The sequence below is a fragment of the Marixanthomonas spongiae genome, from assembly GCF_003095375.1.
In the GTDB taxonomy this organism is placed as follows: domain Bacteria; phylum Bacteroidota; class Bacteroidia; order Flavobacteriales; family Flavobacteriaceae; genus Marixanthomonas; species Marixanthomonas spongiae.
This window is the reverse complement of record NZ_QEHR01000003.1, coordinates 38,993-54,845: the sequence shown is the minus strand read 5'-3', so window position 1 is coordinate 54,845 and position 15,853 is coordinate 38,993. Positions and strand designations below refer to the sequence as shown.

The 15,853-nt window shown below is 39.2% G+C and carries 12 protein-coding genes; 2 read left to right on the top strand and 10 right to left on the bottom strand.

What is annotated here, in order from left to right; genetic code table 11:
- The gene (locus tag DDV96_RS04910; protein WP_116693643.1) at positions 1–1,164 is read left to right on the top strand and encodes a flavohemoglobin expression-modulating QEGLA motif protein; all 1,164 of its coding nucleotides are present in this window, start codon (positions 1–3) and stop codon (positions 1,162–1,164) included.
- Positions 1,165–1,178: 14 nt separating this feature from the next.
- Here DDV96_RS04910 and DDV96_RS04905 read toward each other — a convergent pair whose 3' ends face one another.
- The 7 genes from DDV96_RS04905 to DDV96_RS04875 form a co-directional block, all read right to left on the bottom strand.
- On the bottom strand, positions 1,179–3,050 hold the full coding sequence (locus tag DDV96_RS04905; protein WP_116693642.1) for a DUF4139 domain-containing protein: 1,872 nt from the start codon (positions 3,048–3,050) through the stop codon (positions 1,179–1,181).
- A 118-nt stretch (positions 3,051–3,168) separates the two neighbouring features.
- Positions 3,169–6,042, bottom strand: coding sequence for a T9SS type A sorting domain-containing protein (locus DDV96_RS04900; protein ID WP_116693641.1), 2,874 nt, complete (start codon positions 6,040–6,042; stop codon positions 3,169–3,171).
- A 39-nt stretch (positions 6,043–6,081) separates the two neighbouring features.
- A complete protein-coding gene (locus DDV96_RS04895) occupies positions 6,082–6,777 on the bottom strand; it encodes a response regulator transcription factor (protein ID WP_116693640.1) in 696 nt (231 codons plus the stop codon).
- Positions 6,774–8,159, bottom strand: coding sequence for a sensor histidine kinase (locus DDV96_RS04890; protein ID WP_116693639.1), 1,386 nt, complete (start codon positions 8,157–8,159; stop codon positions 6,774–6,776). The genes DDV96_RS04895 and DDV96_RS04890 overlap by 4 nt, the downstream gene beginning before the upstream one ends.
- Positions 8,160–8,362: 203 nt before the next feature.
- Positions 8,363–9,586: a T9SS type A sorting domain-containing protein gene (locus DDV96_RS04885; RefSeq protein WP_116693638.1), complete on the bottom strand. Its 1,224-nt coding sequence runs from the start codon at positions 9,584–9,586 to the stop codon at positions 8,363–8,365.
- Positions 9,587–9,812: 226 nt separating this feature from the next.
- Entirely contained in the window at positions 9,813–10,220 is a 408-nt protein-coding gene (locus DDV96_RS04880) for a thiol-disulfide oxidoreductase DCC family protein (RefSeq protein ID WP_116693637.1), read from the bottom strand.
- A gap of 432 nt (positions 10,221–10,652) precedes the next feature.
- Positions 10,653–12,842 (bottom strand): endonuclease MutS2, encoded by a 2,190-nt coding sequence (locus DDV96_RS04875; RefSeq protein WP_116693636.1) that lies wholly within the window; start codon positions 12,840–12,842, stop codon positions 10,653–10,655.
- A 50-nt stretch (positions 12,843–12,892) separates the two neighbouring features.
- Between DDV96_RS04875 and ung the strand changes: the two genes are divergently transcribed.
- Positions 12,893–13,558: a uracil-DNA glycosylase gene (gene ung, locus DDV96_RS04870; RefSeq protein ID WP_116693635.1), complete on the top strand. Its 666-nt coding sequence runs from the start codon at positions 12,893–12,895 to the stop codon at positions 13,556–13,558.
- 243 nt (positions 13,559–13,801) lie between these two features.
- Here the strand turns inward: ung and DDV96_RS04865 are convergent, their stop codons facing one another.
- Genes DDV96_RS04865 through DDV96_RS04855 form a run of 3 tightly spaced genes read right to left on the bottom strand, consistent with a single transcriptional unit; the run spans position 13,802 to position 15,845 of the window.
- On the bottom strand, positions 13,802–14,659 hold the full coding sequence (locus DDV96_RS04865; RefSeq protein WP_116693634.1) for a substrate-binding domain-containing protein: 858 nt from the start codon (positions 14,657–14,659) through the stop codon (positions 13,802–13,804).
- Positions 14,656–15,525, bottom strand: coding sequence for a nucleoside phosphorylase (locus DDV96_RS04860; RefSeq protein WP_116693633.1), 870 nt, complete (start codon positions 15,523–15,525; stop codon positions 14,656–14,658). The genes DDV96_RS04865 and DDV96_RS04860 overlap by 4 nt, the downstream gene beginning before the upstream one ends.
- On the bottom strand, positions 15,522–15,845 hold the full coding sequence (locus DDV96_RS04855; RefSeq protein ID WP_116693632.1) for a translation initiation factor: 324 nt from the start codon (positions 15,843–15,845) through the stop codon (positions 15,522–15,524). The genes DDV96_RS04860 and DDV96_RS04855 overlap by 4 nt, the downstream gene beginning before the upstream one ends.
- Positions 15,846–15,853: the final 8 nt, after the last annotated feature.

Genomic DNA, 15,853 nt, shown 5'->3' with positions numbered 1-15,853 from the left:
ATGACAGACACCCAGGCAATAATAGACACGTACCCTAACCTTTTTAGGATTGATTATAACTTGAACAAACTGGTTCAAAAGATAGAAGTGTTAAACTTTGTAAACCCTATTAATATTGAACAGGAAAAACGAAATTTTTTTGCTTCAAAATACAATGTCAATCCTAATTTTAAGTACCGAAAGCTTGACTTTAATGCGCATAAACTGCAACAAGAACTTTTTTCGCAGGATATTGACAGTATTAAAGATGAAGAAACCCGTGTTTTTTACCGGGAAGTGATTTACGATTATTCGGGCTTGGTGCAATGTGTGGAAACTGTTGGCCAAAAAGAAAAGTTTTATTTCAATTCGTTGAAATCATTTGGGACACCCACACAAAATAGTGTAGAAAACGCCCGTTTTATTCTTCATTTTGAAGATGAGGATTACGATAAGGAAATGATACCGGCCTTCACCGCCCAAGAAGCTGCCGAATATTTTGATGAATTCACGAAACAATACGATTTTCAATTCAACATCCGGTTTTCCACAAAAATTTCGGCTGCGGCCATGGTCATAAACAACAAACAGACTTTGGTGCTCAAAAAAAACCATAAATTTAGTGCCAACCAGTTGAAGGTTCTGGCCAATCACGAAATAGGCGTCCACCTTGTAACCACTTTCAATGGGCTGAACCAACCGCTTAAAATTTTTCACAATGGTTTTCCCAAAAATGTGGAAACCCAAGAAGGGCTGGCCGTTTTCAGTGAATATATGAGCGGATGCTTGACTCTATTCCGATTAAAAGAGTTGAGTTATCGTGTGCTGGCGACAGATAGCCTACGAAAAGGTTTTAATTTTTGCGATACCTTCGATTTGTTGCACAACCAATACAAACTGAACAGAGAAGAGGCCTACAACATTACCCTGCGCGCACATCGCGGCGGTGGTTTTACCAAAGACCACCTGTATTTAACAGGGTTGAAAAAAATATATAACCTTTACGAGCAAGGGGTTTCTTTGGAAAACCTCCTGGCCGGTAAAGTTACTTTAGAAAACGAACCATTAGTCCAGAAGTGGAAAAAAGAAGGGTTGGCAACGGAAAACCGGTATAAAAACTTCGCTTTTGACAGTAACGAGAACGCTAATTCAAAACTGGATTTTATTCTTCAGAATTTGAAATAAGCAATGATGATTAATTAATCAAGGTTTATTCGCTTGTCTTTCGGGTATTTTACGGTGTAGGAAAACTCTTTTTCTTCTTTTTTGTTGGCAGGCAAAGTAAGGTTCCATCGCAATATCCCGGTTTCCTTATTGTATTTGGCCTTTCTGGTTTCCATATCATCCACTTTTATTTTTTCGTTTTGGGAAATGGGGATACGGTCTTCCAAAAGTAGATTGATTGTTGTGTTTTTGTTGTTTTTTATTTCAATCTTATATCCTTTGTCAACAATACGATTGCTCCCCAAAAAGGATTTGCTTTTATAGTTTTTCAACTTTTCTCGGGTTACCACCACGTTGGGGTCTGTTCCCAATGAAAGGCTTAAACTATCGGTAGCCACTTGTGGGTTTATAATAGATTTTCCGGCATAATTTCCTTCAAAATAAATATTGGCTTCGCCGGGTAAAAAATCATGCTGTTCATAATCTTTAATGGTGGCGGTTAAAAATACGTTTTCATTGAGCTCTGGGGCAGCATAATGTTGATAGGTCGCCGGAAGTGCAATGTTATCAATTTCAATGCTGGTAACATCTTTGTTAGAAGGGATGGTGTAAGGTTTTCTTATTTTAAACTGCGTATTGGTAATCCCAACTTCTTTAGTGAAACTAGGCTCAGGCTTTTTTAATTCTTGAGCTGCTGCATCAAGCTCACTATCATTTCTTCTTTTTCCACGCCCACCATAACCTGTAACGACCACTTCTTCTAAGTATTCTAAAGTTGCGTTTAATTGCACATTCATGACACTTGCGTAAATAGGTTGGCTAATATTATCAAACCCAACATAGCTATATACCAATTCTTCTCCATCATTGATTTCCAACGAATAATTCCCGTCAAAATCGGTTTGTGTTCCCTGTGATGTCCCTTTAATAATTACGTTTACACCTGGAAGTGGTAATCCGGTTTCGTCGAACACCGTTCCGCTTACCCGTTTTATGGAAGGATTGTATTTGTGGTTGTTTCGGCGTATGGGTGTGCGGTTTGTATAATACCGGTTTACAAAATTTAAGTACTTAGTTGAAATTTCCGGTTTCAAATTATTGGTATTTGGGTCGCCAGTGGACAAAACAACTGCGACATTATCCCAATCCGTCCCACTTTGTTGATATACGTTTGCTTTATATAGTATGTTGATAGGGGCATCGGTGTTTTTGGCTTTTATATCATAAATAGGAAACCAACCGGCATTGTTAATGGTATATTTAATAGCCAAAGAAAGATTTATTGCCTTTTTAGCATCAAGCTTTGCAGTTATTTTGCCCCTTGTTTCCTTACTTTCATCTTTTATTTTATAAAGTTCATTGGTATGGTCCTGGATTTTTTTGTTCAATTTGGTTAGGGCAAGGGTTTTATTGTAGATTGCATTTTTAATTTCAGTAACCCTGGTTCTATAATACGTGGACATTTCTTTAACTTTCAACAAGGAAAGGTCTGTTGCATCGCTATTGATACGTTGGTTTTTATCCAATAACTCCAGTTCTTTTTGATAACCCGTTATGCTGTTCTGTATTTCGTTTTTCTGTTTTTTGAGTTTGTCCAATTTTGTTTCCAAAAGCTTATATTCTTCTGTGAGTGTTCCTTTTTCAAGATAATCAACAGTGTAATTTAAAGACAATATTGATGCATTTTCCAGCCCTGAAATTTGTATGCTATTTTCATTTATATCTGGCGACAAATTGTTAAAAACAACTTCATTTTCGCCCGAAAGTAAATTAATCGATGCCGTTCGCTCAATAGAAGCGCCATTGAGGTAAACGGTTACATTTTTTATGGTTGAAAGCGTTGGATCGGTGTTGGATGCAAAAATTAGCGACGGAAGTAAAATGAACAGAAAGAGAAGATTTTTCATGAAATAGTATTTATAGTAACAAATCTACTATAAAATTTTAAATGAACTATTGAAATAAAAAAGCGGACAGTTTCCTGCCCGCTCACCTAATTACATAGTTACTAAACTATGAGAAAATTTACTGTTTAATTATTTTATAGGTTCCTACTTGACCATCAACAACTACTTTTAAAATATAAGTACCTGCTGAAAGGCTTGAAACAGAAAGTTCAGATTTTGAAGTTCCTATGGTCTCATCGATCACCTTTTGTCCTAATAAGCTATAAATAGTTGCACGCTCAATCGTTTCCGTAGCATTTAAATTTACAACACCTGTTGTTGGGTTAGGGTAGAAGGTAAATCCTTTAAGGGTGTTTTCATTGGTTCCTAAATTGGTTCCGTCAATGGTGATATCGGTCGTTCCTTCAGTATTTACCACAAACACGTAATATGCCTGTCCGGCAGTAGTGGTGATGGTTGTAGAAGTTCCAGGCAGACATTGATTTGTTCCTTGGTTCACCAATGTAAGGTCTGTTTCGGTGGCATTCTCGTTGGGTGCCTCAAAAAACGTCACCACACTGGTACCAGCAGGATCTACAATGCTTGCAGTAGCTTCCCCATCACCATTGGATACAAAATTATACCAAACACCATTGGCGCCATCAATATTACATCCAGTTGGATTACCTGCTTCGGTTGTTGCTGCTGGCATGGGCACTGCAACATCTGTGTAAGGGAAACCAACTTCGTCAACATCAATAGAGTTGGCAATCATATCGTTGGCCGGAGGTACCGGAACACAATCAACTGTCAAATTAAAATTACCGGTGTTGCTTCCAAAACCGTGTACGAAAATATAATAGGTGGTGTTTCCGTCTCCTTGGAAGGTTGCTTCAGATTGCAACCCACACGAATCGTCATTATCGGTTTCGCAAACCAAAGCTCCACAATCACCTGTGTAAACGGTTACTTTGGTATCGTAATCTGAATCACAAAGTGAAACAGTATAATCGGTTACCAATCCGCTATCATCGGTAAATGTGTACCATACTCCTGGTGCTGTAATGTCTGTTGCACATACTGGAGCATTTGTATCTATAGTAGCATCGGCAGTAGAACCTGAAAGGGTTTCTCCACAGCTAATAGGTAAAGCTCCGCTACAAATATCGTTTTCTGGTAACTCTTCACAAGAAACCTCTAAATTGAAATTACCTGCTTCGCTTTCAAACCCTTCAACCATAATGAAATAGGTAGAAGTCCCGTCTGATATAAAAGAAACTTCAGATTGCTCTCCACAAGAGTCATCGTTCATGGCTATTTCGTTTGTTAGGGTACAATCTTCAAATACCCTTATCACGGAGTTGAAATCGGTGTTGTTGCAAAGCGAAAGGGTTACTTCTTCCAAAGAACCGTTTCCGGTATAGCTGTAAAACTCATCCGGGGCAGCGTTTCCTCCAGAATCGGAATCGGAAATCGTTTCACCATTTACAACATCACCACAGGATACTGCCACTGCATTTTCACAACTGTCGTTGCCGGTATTAATGGTAGAATAACGCGATACATAAATATCCCTGTTTCCTGTACTGGTCTGGATGTCTTCTCCAGAAAAAGGATTGAAATCAACGCTGTCTTGAAATACCCCTATCGATACTACTTCGTCGTTATTGTTAAAGAGGATTTGTGGATTATTTTCAGGTGCAAGCCCACCAACTGTCCAATGATTTCTATAAACGCCAGCAGTGCTCAATTCAACTAAAAAGTTATCAGCATTTCCGTTTGAGGTCGTTGTGGCTTCACCCGTATCGTTATCAAAATCGGATGTTCCAACAAAGCTTCCCGAAACAAAGAGGTTTCCAGTGGGGCCTTCGGCAATATCATAAATGTTTTCCAGATTATCGTTGGTCTCGCCGCCCGTTGTATAGGAATAATCATAGTTTCCGTCGGTATCGAATTTTGAAAAGAATGCATCCCAATCGCCATTTGACGTTACACTATTTTCGCCTGCTGTAGGATCTAAGTCAACAGTTCCGGAGAACATACCACTGATATAAATGCCTGACTGCAATATTTCTATGTTGTTTACAGCGTCAAGGCCAGCACCGCCAAATACCTGGCCCCAGATATAATTACCATCTATGTCAACTTTGGTAATGAAAATATCATCACCTCCATTGGTTGTATAATTGTCAACATCGGCTCCAGTATCAAGATCTACTTGGTTGGCAAACCTACCGGTAAGGAAAATGTCTTCATTGGCATCAAATTGCATGCTTTCTATTTCTACTATACCACCAGCACCATCGTAGGTTTTTACCCAAACAAAATTTCCATCAGTATCTAACTTCAGTAAAAAACCATCAGAAGTGGAACTATCTGCTGAGAATATTATATTATCTACATTAGGGTCAGGATCAAAATCTGCTACTAAAAATGAACCACCAATATATACATTTCCTTGACTATCAACATTAATGGTCTGTGCATCTTCACTTGCCGCGCCAAAGGGATTACTTACTTGTTTGGCCCAAACGAACTCTTGATTGCTATCCAATTTAATAACAAAAAGATCTCGACTGTTCAAGAATGAACGTACCGATAAGGGAAATACATCTGGTCCCGGATCGGCATCAAAAGGGTTGTTAGGGTTGGCTCCTTGAAAATACCCGGTAAGGTAAATATTGTCATCGGCATCAATGGCAACATCGATAACGACGTCGTCAAAACCACCGCCAAAGCCTAACACGCCTGTTGGGTTGCCGTCGCTGTCGTGAATGGCCAAAAAGCCATCGGCATTTCCGCCGGCCCAGGTTATGGTTTCCGAACCTACGGTTATAGACCCAGAATAAAGCCCGGGGGTGTAAATAGTACCATTGCTGTCCACAGCCGAATGGAACGAATTCTCAATACTTGCATCCCCAAAGGTGGTGGTGCCAAAATACTCTTGTGCCATTACCGTGCTGCCAAACAACAGTAATTGTACTAAAAGCACCGTTTTTGTAATTGTTTTCATAATGATTGTTTAATGATTAATAATTGATTATCTGTTTTGTTATTTAATATTGAATTCCAGACCAATTCCCCGAACGCTTTCAATGGCAATGGATGGGTCGTCTTTTAACGATTTCCTGATTCGGCTTATAAAAACGTCCATGCTCCTGCCGGAAAAAAAATCGGTTTTTCCCCAAACGTTGGACAAAATATCGTCGCGGCGTATCAGTTGGTTTCTGTTGCGGTACAAAAAATACAGCAGCTTGGCTTCTTTAGCGGTTATCTTATTGGTCTTGCCGTTTATATTCAGCGTTAAGTTTTCGGTGTCGAAAGTGTATTTTCCTATGTGCAACTGTTTTTCCTGGGGTGTTTCGGGTCGCAAGGTGTTTTGCTGTTCGGTGCGCTTTATAATGTTTTTTATCCTGAAAATCAACTCTTCAGCCTCAAAGGGTTTTACCACATAGTCATCAGCGCCGAGCTTTAACCCTTTTACTTTATCTTCTTTGGTTTTCCGTGCCGTTAAAAACAGGAATGGAACTTCAGGGTTTATATCAATTATCTTTTTTGCCAAGGTAAACCCGTCCATAACGGGCATCATAACATCCAGGATGCAGAGATCAAAATTATCTTTACTAAAGGCCTCAAAAGCTTCTTCGCCATTTGTGGCCCAGGTGACGTTGAATTTATTGAGCGTTAAATACTGCTTCAACATCGTTCCAAAATCTTGGTCGTCTTCTGCCAATAGAATGTTTTTCATGATACTATGGGTATTTTTATAATGAACGTGGCGCCTTTTTCGGTTTCGCTTTCTACTGAAATGGTGCCGTCATGAGCCTTTATAATCTGGCTGGTGTAATACAAACCAAGCCCCAACCCCTTGTAATTGTGGGTGTTCTGTTCACTAATGCGGTAAAACTTATGAAAAATGAATTTTTGGTATTTTTTTGAAATGCCAATCCCGTTGTCTTGAACGGTAAAGGTGTGGGTTGAATCATTTTTATCTATGCTATAACCTACATTCAATTTTGTGCCGCCATATTTTATAGCATTGTTCAGTATGTTGATAATGGCGGTGCTCAGATAAAATTTATCGGCTATTATGGGGATCCCAGTGTTTTCAATATTTCGGTCAATGGTTATAGAAGATGAAATGGTCAAGCAATAATCGTCTAACAATTCCTTTAAAAACGTACATCCGTTAAAAGCTTCGGTCGAAAGTTGGATTTGTTGATACCCTAAACTGCTTTTTAACACCTGATCTATTAAATTTTGGAGCCGGGTGTTCTGTCGGTCGATAATCTGTATGGCTTCCGATGTCATCTCTTCGTTTCCCTTGGCGTGTTCACTGGTAAGGGTTTTGGTGGCCAACGATAAGGTAGAGAGCGGGGTTTTGAGCTCGTGGGTAATGTTGTTGATGAAATCGGTTTTTATTTCAGCAACTCGTTTTTGTTTGAACAAATTTTGAATGGAATAGTACAACAGTCCCACAACAAAAAGGAACAATAAACTGGACAATATCAACAAACCGGAGAGTTCCCGTATTATCAAGTTGTTCCAGTTTGAAATGTTCATGAAAATACTAGATTTGAAACTTAAATCAAACATCGCCGGACCATCTTTTAAAGCAATTTCGTGATCTTTTTGCCACGTGCTGTTGTTGATGAGCGTTGCTTCAGATTGTGGAAAGTTCTCACCCAAAAGTAAAATGGTATCGGTATTCTTTTCTGAATAGAGCATTTCCATATTTCCTAAGGAGTCTTTTACCGAAATGGAGGTGACAATTTTTTTAAACCGAACATCAAAATCATCTCCGTACTCTTTTAACTTCTTATTATAGGTTTTGAGAAAACCTGAATTGATTTCCGTCGTTTTTTCATCTAATCGCTGAAGCATTTGTTGTTTAGAAATACGCTTGTTTTTATAAGCTTCAAGCGCTTCAAGAAAATCGTTTCGGTATAACCAAGCGATGGAATCGACCGTGGGCGTGTTGTAAATTTTAGCGATGGCATTACGAGCATCGATGGTTATGGTTTTCTGTTTTAACTCATAACTGTTATAAATAAGGTAGCCTTGAATACCTATTAAGGCAATCAGTGTAAAAACTGAAAATAAAATTAACACCTTGGACTTTAGTTGCATAGCGTAAATATAGAAGATTAGCCTACTAAATATAGCTATAAAAATGGCCGTTAACTTATCGTTAACTTATTTGTGTTTGTTGACCATAAAATTTAATAGATTAAAAATCAAGTGTCTATACGACTTCGATATTAAAAAACCCCTTCAAAAGTTGAAAAGGGGTTTATGTTTATACTTAAAATTTAGGTGTATGCATCTTTTTTTTATTGCTTCACTATTTTTTTACTAGCAGTGTTTCCATTATCATCTTTTATTTTTGCAAGATAAATTCCTGAATTTAATTTAGTTATATCTATAGTATTTTCATTGGAACTTGATTGTAGCACTTGTCCCAATTGGTTGTATATTTCTATTTGAACAATACTTGTTTTTGAAGAAACGGTTAAGACTCCTGTTGTGGGGTTTGGGTATATAACAAATTCAGAATCTATATTACTTTCTCCAATGGATAACGGTGCTGCTTTCCTTAAAATAACACCGCTGGACAAACCAGCAAACCCAGTGTTGTTATCTGTAAATTCGATATCGTAAAAGAATTCGGTATTTGGGCCATCATATTCCAATTCCCAATTCATACCGCCGTCTGTTGTCATGAACATTTTTTCATTAGATCCTCCGATGATTGTCCGTTCAGAATCAAAAACGTGGATACCTTGAAAATTTCCTGACTCTTGCAATAAATTTCTTTCCCAAGTGTCACCAGCGTCATTGGTAATGTACGTATCACCATTAGAGCCAACAGCAACACCATAATCACCCGCAAAATCCACACCTAAAAGCAGTTTAGTTGGAAGCCCTGTGTTTACAACCGTCCATGTCAAACCTCCATCCGTGGACTTTGAGATTCTTTGATTAGGCTGACCAGCAGCGATTAAAGTATTTACATCTGAAACATATGATACGTCATAAGCTGCGTGGATTAATCCAGTAGCTTCTTGCCAATTTGCACCAGCATCATCCGTAACATAAATTTTAGTTGAGGCTACACCTTCTGGATTGGCTGCTGCTATTCCGTTGTCATCATCAAAAAAAACAATCGTTTGAAAAAAATCTCCTGCGGTACTCGGGGAAATATCTGTCCAAGTTGCACCGCCGTCTGTTGTTTTCATAAGAATATCGTTCAATCCTCCTGCATACCCAACATCAACGGATGTAAAAAATATACTCCGTAAAATATCTGCTGTGCCCGAAGCAGGGTAGATCTGCGACCAAGAGTCTCCTCCATCTATAGTTTTAATAATAGTTCCTTCTCCTTCAAATAAACCAGAACCTGTTGCCGCATAACCAACTTCATTTTGTCCTGCAGGGAAAGACATATCGTAAATTCGTGCTGTAGTGTTCGTATTTAATGGTTCCCAATCCTGAGCGTACATAGAGACTGAAAATAAAGAAATACAAAGTGTAAAAATTAAGGTAATTGTTTTCATAAGATATTATTTAGTATAAGAATCGATTTTAATTTTTGACCGTGTCTTTTTAATTGTGTCTTCAATTTTAGGGTACAAAGTTATGGAGGAATTTAATATGCCTCGGTTAATGAACGGTTAACGACAAAAAAAGGGCCTGCTCCGATTTCATTTATTGGAGCAACAATTAAAATAAAAAACATATCTGGTAGTTTCTTAAGAGGATTTTCTGAAAAAACCCGAAAAACTATAAAAACTTAGCCTGCAGCTCGGGTGTAGGAATCATACAGCTTTCCTTTTTACCATACCATTTGTAGCGGTTTTTTGCAATAAAGTTGTAAACTGAGTCTCGAATAAATTTTGGAATAATAATAAAGGCGTAGAGTAGTGGCCAACCTCCAGAAAGATGTTTTGCAATACAGAGCGCGGCAGAAGACTTCTCGTAATGCGCATCGCCATCGATTAAAATAATGGAATCGGTTTTTGAAGTATCTATATTTAATTTTGAAGTTAGTTCTTCACCAATTTCACTTTGCAATGCTGCAAACCGAAACACATCGTTTTTATCCCGTTTAATTGCAAAGATGACAGAGCTGTTGCACAGGTTGCAAACGCCGTCAAAAAGGATGATTTTATGTTTTGGATTGTTGTTCATTTAATTTAAAAATTTTTTCTAGGTGCCTTCTTTACGTTTTGATAGGCTTAGTACATCGTGTTTTTCGTTAATCAAAGTACCTTATTTAAAAAGCATTGGTGTTCGATTAAAGTTTTTTAGACTTTTAAAACTTCAAGAAACATAACTGTTCCTAGCGTTTTTTCATTTGGACACCTTGCTATTTTAGTTTTGTTACTTTTTTAAACTATAAAATGCTTTTAAATATAACTATCTTATTATCAATTTATTAACAATCAAGTCTTAAGTCTTATGTCTATCAGCGTAGCGGTCTTAAATCTTAGTCGGACACGACTATTTAAAAAGCATAAAACACTCAGATACCTTGCTTCATTTTATTTTCTCGGTGCCTGAGTGGCCCGACGATAGGAGGGTTGTATCGAAGGCTCGTCATCTAGCATCCGTCATCCAGCATCAAACCTTTTCCAGCTCCTCCAAACTCACATCGGCCGTGAACATCCCGTAATTTACAATGGCTTTTTTCTTTTCTATTTTGTCGATGGTCCCTATGGCCCGTCCGTCAACCATTCGCACCCGATCACCAAGTTTTAAAGTCACTTTTGGTTTTGGGGGTGGTGCTTTTTTGGCTTCGGCCTTTTCTTGCTTTTTACGTTTTCGAATGGCCGCTACCTTTTGTTCCAACTCTTGCTTTACTTCGTGTTTTTTTGCCTTTTCGGCTTTTTCAGCTTTTTTTTGTGCTTTACTGATTTGTTTCTTTTTAGGCTTTGGTTTTTTGCGTTTGCTGTTTTCTTTTAACACTAGTTTGAAAAGCTCCTCCAACAGTGGTTTTTTCTTTTTGTTGTTGAAGAATTTTTCGGCCAATGAATCCACTTTTCTGCCCAATGAAATCATTTTTTGGTTGCTGTCGTACAGTTCTTGATAACTTTCCAGTTTTTCTTGCACACGATTGTTTATCTCTTCCAGCTGCTTGCTTTCTTCCCGGGCTTTTTGTTCTTCGGTCTTTAAGTTAGCCGAAGTTTTTCGCAATTTAGACCGTTCTTGCTGCAGCTTGGCAATGGTTTTGTCAAACCGCACTTTCCCGCGTTCAATTTTCTTTTTGGCTTTATTAATTAAACTATACGGAATACCATTTTTTTGTGCCACCTCAAAGGTAAAGGAGCTTCCGGCTTCACCAAGGTGCAATTGGTACAAAGGTTCCAAACTTCTATTGTCAAACTGCATATTTGCGTTGATGGCGTGTGGCAGTTCGCTGGCCAATACTTTTAAGTTGGCGTAGTGCGTGGTGATAATTCCAAAGGCTTCACGCTCGTAAAATACTTCTAAAAATATTTCGGCCAAGGCACCGCCTAGTTCAGGATCACTTCCAGTACCAAATTCATCTATTAAAAAGAGGGTGTTTTTATTGCATTTCCGAAGAAACTGGTTCATCTTTTTTAACCGGTAACTGTATGTGCTCAAATGGTTTTCGATGGACTGGTTGTCTCCAATATCAGTTAAAATTCTGTCAAAAAAACTAAATTCGCTCAACGGTTCCACTGGGACCAACAGACCACTTTGCAGCATAACCTGCAATAAACCAACGGTTTTTAACGTGATGCTCTTTCCGCCGGCATTGGGCCCGCTGATGACGATTATGCGTTTTTCAGGTTCCAGCGAAATGGTCTGCGGAAAGGTTTTTTCCTTTCTTTTTTTGTTGGCGATCCACAACAAGGGGTGGTACGCATCTTTTAAAAGCAGAAACTTGTTGTTGGTCAAAACAGGAAGAACACCATTAATGGTGCGGGCGTACTTTGCTTTTGCATATAAAACGTCAATCTTCGATAAGTAGTTTTGATATTGCTTTAGCAGTTTTTTGTACGGGCGTACAAATTCGGTAAGCTGTTTTAAAATCCGTTTTATTTCTTCTTGTTCTTCATAGATCAAGTTGCTCAACTCGTTGGTGTACTCTAAAGTTTCTTGCGGTTCTATGTAAACAATGCTCCCGGTTTTTGAATTGCCCAAAACCGCCCCGCGCACTTTTTTTCGGTACATGGCTTTAACTGCCAAAACACGGCGGTTTTCAACTACGGACTCTTTAATTTCGTCCAAGTAATCGGCCTGTGAGTAATTATTTAACGCTTTTGTAAAAGATGAGTTTATTTGCCCCTTCACTTGGTTTAACCGCCTGCGGATGGCGGCTAATTCTTCCGAAGCTTCATTTTTCACATCGCCAAAGCGGTCTATTTTTTTCTGAATTTCTTCAGAAATACTCGAAGTGTACTCTACTTTTGAAGAAAAACGATTGAGATAAACATAAAACTCTTCAAATTTCTGGAAGAATTTCAGCAAATCGATTGTGGTATCGGTTACCGAACGGATTCTTCTGAAACTTGAAACGTCCAGCACACTGTTTTCAATGCCCAGAAGCTGAAGCGCTTTGTCAATAGGTTCAAAATCGTGATTGGGAATGGGGCTGTCACTTTCAAACGAAGCTGTGAATTCCTTTACCCGGTGCAGTTCTGGAGCGATGTCGTCTGTTTCTTTAAACGGTTTTATCTTCAAAACCCGCTCGCTGCCAGGTTGGGTAATGCAATTTTCTGAGATTTGCTGCAGTACGGAGGGAAACTCCAAATCCTGCAATGTTTTTGAATCGATACGGACCATTCGCCTATAATACTGTATTTTTACGTTTTCAGCATACAAAAATACACATAATGCAGGTAACCATTGAAGAAAGTTGGAAGCGGCAATTGGCCGATGAGTTTGAGAAGCCGTACTTTAAAGAATTGATCCGGTTTGTAAAAAACGAATATGACAAAAATACTTGCTTTCCGCCCGGGCGGCAGATTTTTTCCGCCTTTGACCACACGCCTTTTCATAAAGTAAAAGTGGTGATATTGGGCCAGGATCCCTATCATGGCTTGGGACAGGCCAATGGATTGTGCTTTTCGGTTGCCGATGGTATTGCCAAACCGCCTTCGCTCATCAATATTTTTGAAGAAATAAAAAGCGACATCGGAATTCCCGTCCCTCCAAGCGGAAACTTAGAACGGTGGGCAGACCAAGGCGTGTTGCTATTGAACGCCACGTTGACGGTTAGGGCAAACCAAGCCGGCAGCCATCAAAAAAAAGGATGGGAGCAATTTACCGATGCGGTAATCACAAAACTTTCTGAAAACAGGGAAGGGTTGGTGTTTTTATTGTGGGGAGGATATGCAAAGAAAAAAGGCGCGAAGATAAATTCAGATAAGCACTTAGTATTAACAAGTGGCCATCCATCACCTTTAAGTGCCAACAGGGGCTATTGGTTTGGCAATAAACATTTCAGTAAAGCAAATGCTTTTTTAGAAGAAAATGGAATGGAAAAAATCGAGTGGTAACCTATTGATGAATAGGCATTACTCGATTTGAGATTTACTTTAAGCGTAAACGGTAAAGTCGAGCTATTTTTACTCGTCCTCTGGCGTTTCGGGTTCTGCGGTATCATTGCAGCTAAATTGCAGTAACAAAAAGTTGGTTACCAACAATGCCCCTAAAATGATTAAAAAAGTCGTCATAATTCTTATCTTACGCTAACAAGATGGAAGCAGTAGAAAAAGGTTGCGTAAAAGTTTTGGTTTTTTTTACATTGGGTTCCAAAGAATGTTTTCCGAAGGTATTATGCGGTCTATTAATTTTAGTTCGAGCAATTTTTCCTGTACCCGTTTCAATTCGGGTTTTGTGAGGTTGCGCTGGCTCCATTCGGTTAATTTTAACCATTGTTGCACGTCTTCCAATTTTTGGTCGTAGCGTTTGGAGATCATTTTGTCTATTGCAGGAATATTCTTAAAGTTTCGGGTATTTTCATTTATAACGTCCAATACTTTTTTAATGGTTTCCTCATCTTGTTCCAACACTTCGTTACGTACTGCGATTACAAAACATGGCCACGGGGTAGGGCACTCGCCAACCAACCGTAAGGGACCGTTATCAACATAAGGTTTGGTGGTGAATTTTTCCCACATAAAATAATCGCCATTGCCTTGTGGCAGGTTTTTCAAGGCGCCCTCCAGGTTTTTTATCTCTTTAAAGTTTAGGTCATCTTCGTAATCCCAACCTTGGTTTTCGGCATTTACGTATGCCATTAAATGCGAACCGGAACCATAACGGCTTATGGCGGCTTCGGTTCCTTTTAAATCTAACACCGTTTCATAGTCTGAATTTTCAGCAACATGGATCCCCCATAATAACGGCGATTTTACAAAAACCTGTACAATTTTAGAATCGTTGCCGTTGATGATGTCGCGCACAATACCTTCGGTAAGAATAACGGCCATATCGATGGAGCCATCACGTAACGCTTGGCACATTTCGCCCGTGCCACCATGATAATCTATCCAGCGCAGGTTGATGTTGTGGGTATCGTACTTTTTGTCGCGAAGGGTAAGGTACCAGGGCAAGTTGAAGTGTTCAGGGACACCGCCAATGATCATTTTTTTCATTTTGTAAGTATTTCCAAGGTCTTTTCAATGAGTTTGTTTACCGTTTCCTTTGGGGCGGCACTAAAAGTTCCATTAACGCGATTGGCCACGATCGCATTCAACGATATGGCTTTATGGCCCAATAAACGCGACATACCATAAATGGCCGAGGTTTCCATCTCCATATTGGTGATTCGTTTTTTCTGAAATGTGAAGGAAGCAAGTTTATCGTTCAATCGCCCATCTTGCAAAGGTAAACGAAGGACGCGGCCTTGCGGACCATAAAAGCCTACATTAGTGGCCGTAGTTCCTTTTATGAAATCTGAAGCTGAAAAAAGCTGAAGCAGGTTTTCATCGGCATGTACTACATAAGGTGCCGAGTTTTTTGGCGACCATTGCGTATGCGCGATCAAAGCTTCGGAAAAAGCAGCATCCAGAAACCCCGTATTATTATAAAAATGAAGCAAATTGTCAAATCCCACGGCTGTTTCAGAAACCAAAAGACTATCAATGGGAATGTTGCTTTGTATGGCTCCGGATGTACCCACCCTAACGATGGTAAGTTGGGTATGGTTTTCTTTTAGGGTACGGGTATCAAAATCGATGTTGGCCAACGCATCCAACTCGTTAATGACAATATCGATATTATCGGTACCAATTCCTGTAGAAATAACCGATATACGTTTGCCCTTGTAGGTTCCGGTGTGGGTTTTAAACTCCCTTTTGTGCACATCTACTTCCAGAGCATCAAAATGTTTTGATATTCGTTCCACCCGTCCGGGGTCGCCAACGGTTATCACGGTCTGGGCGAGGTCCTCTGGCTTTAGGTTAAGGTGGTAAATACTGCCGTCTGGGTTTAAAATAAGTTCAGATTCTGTTATTCTCATCCGCCCACACGTTTTACGTTAAAGCCTTTTTCTTGCAAATATGCCATAATTTCTTTGCGATAATCTCCTTGAATGATGATTTGTTCATTTTTAAAACTGCCGCCCACGCCTAGCATTTTTTTCAGTTCTTTGGCCAGTTGCTTAAAATCGCTTTGTGCCCCGTTGTAATTGTCAATAATGGTGATGGGTTTCCCGCGTCGTTTTTCATATTTACAATGCAACGGATCGTCCTGAAGCCAAACGGTCGGTTTTTCTTCCTTGGGTTCCTTGGGCGGTTGATGGTCGGGAAATAAGTCTTTTAACTGATCTTTTAAGTCCATTGTTGTGA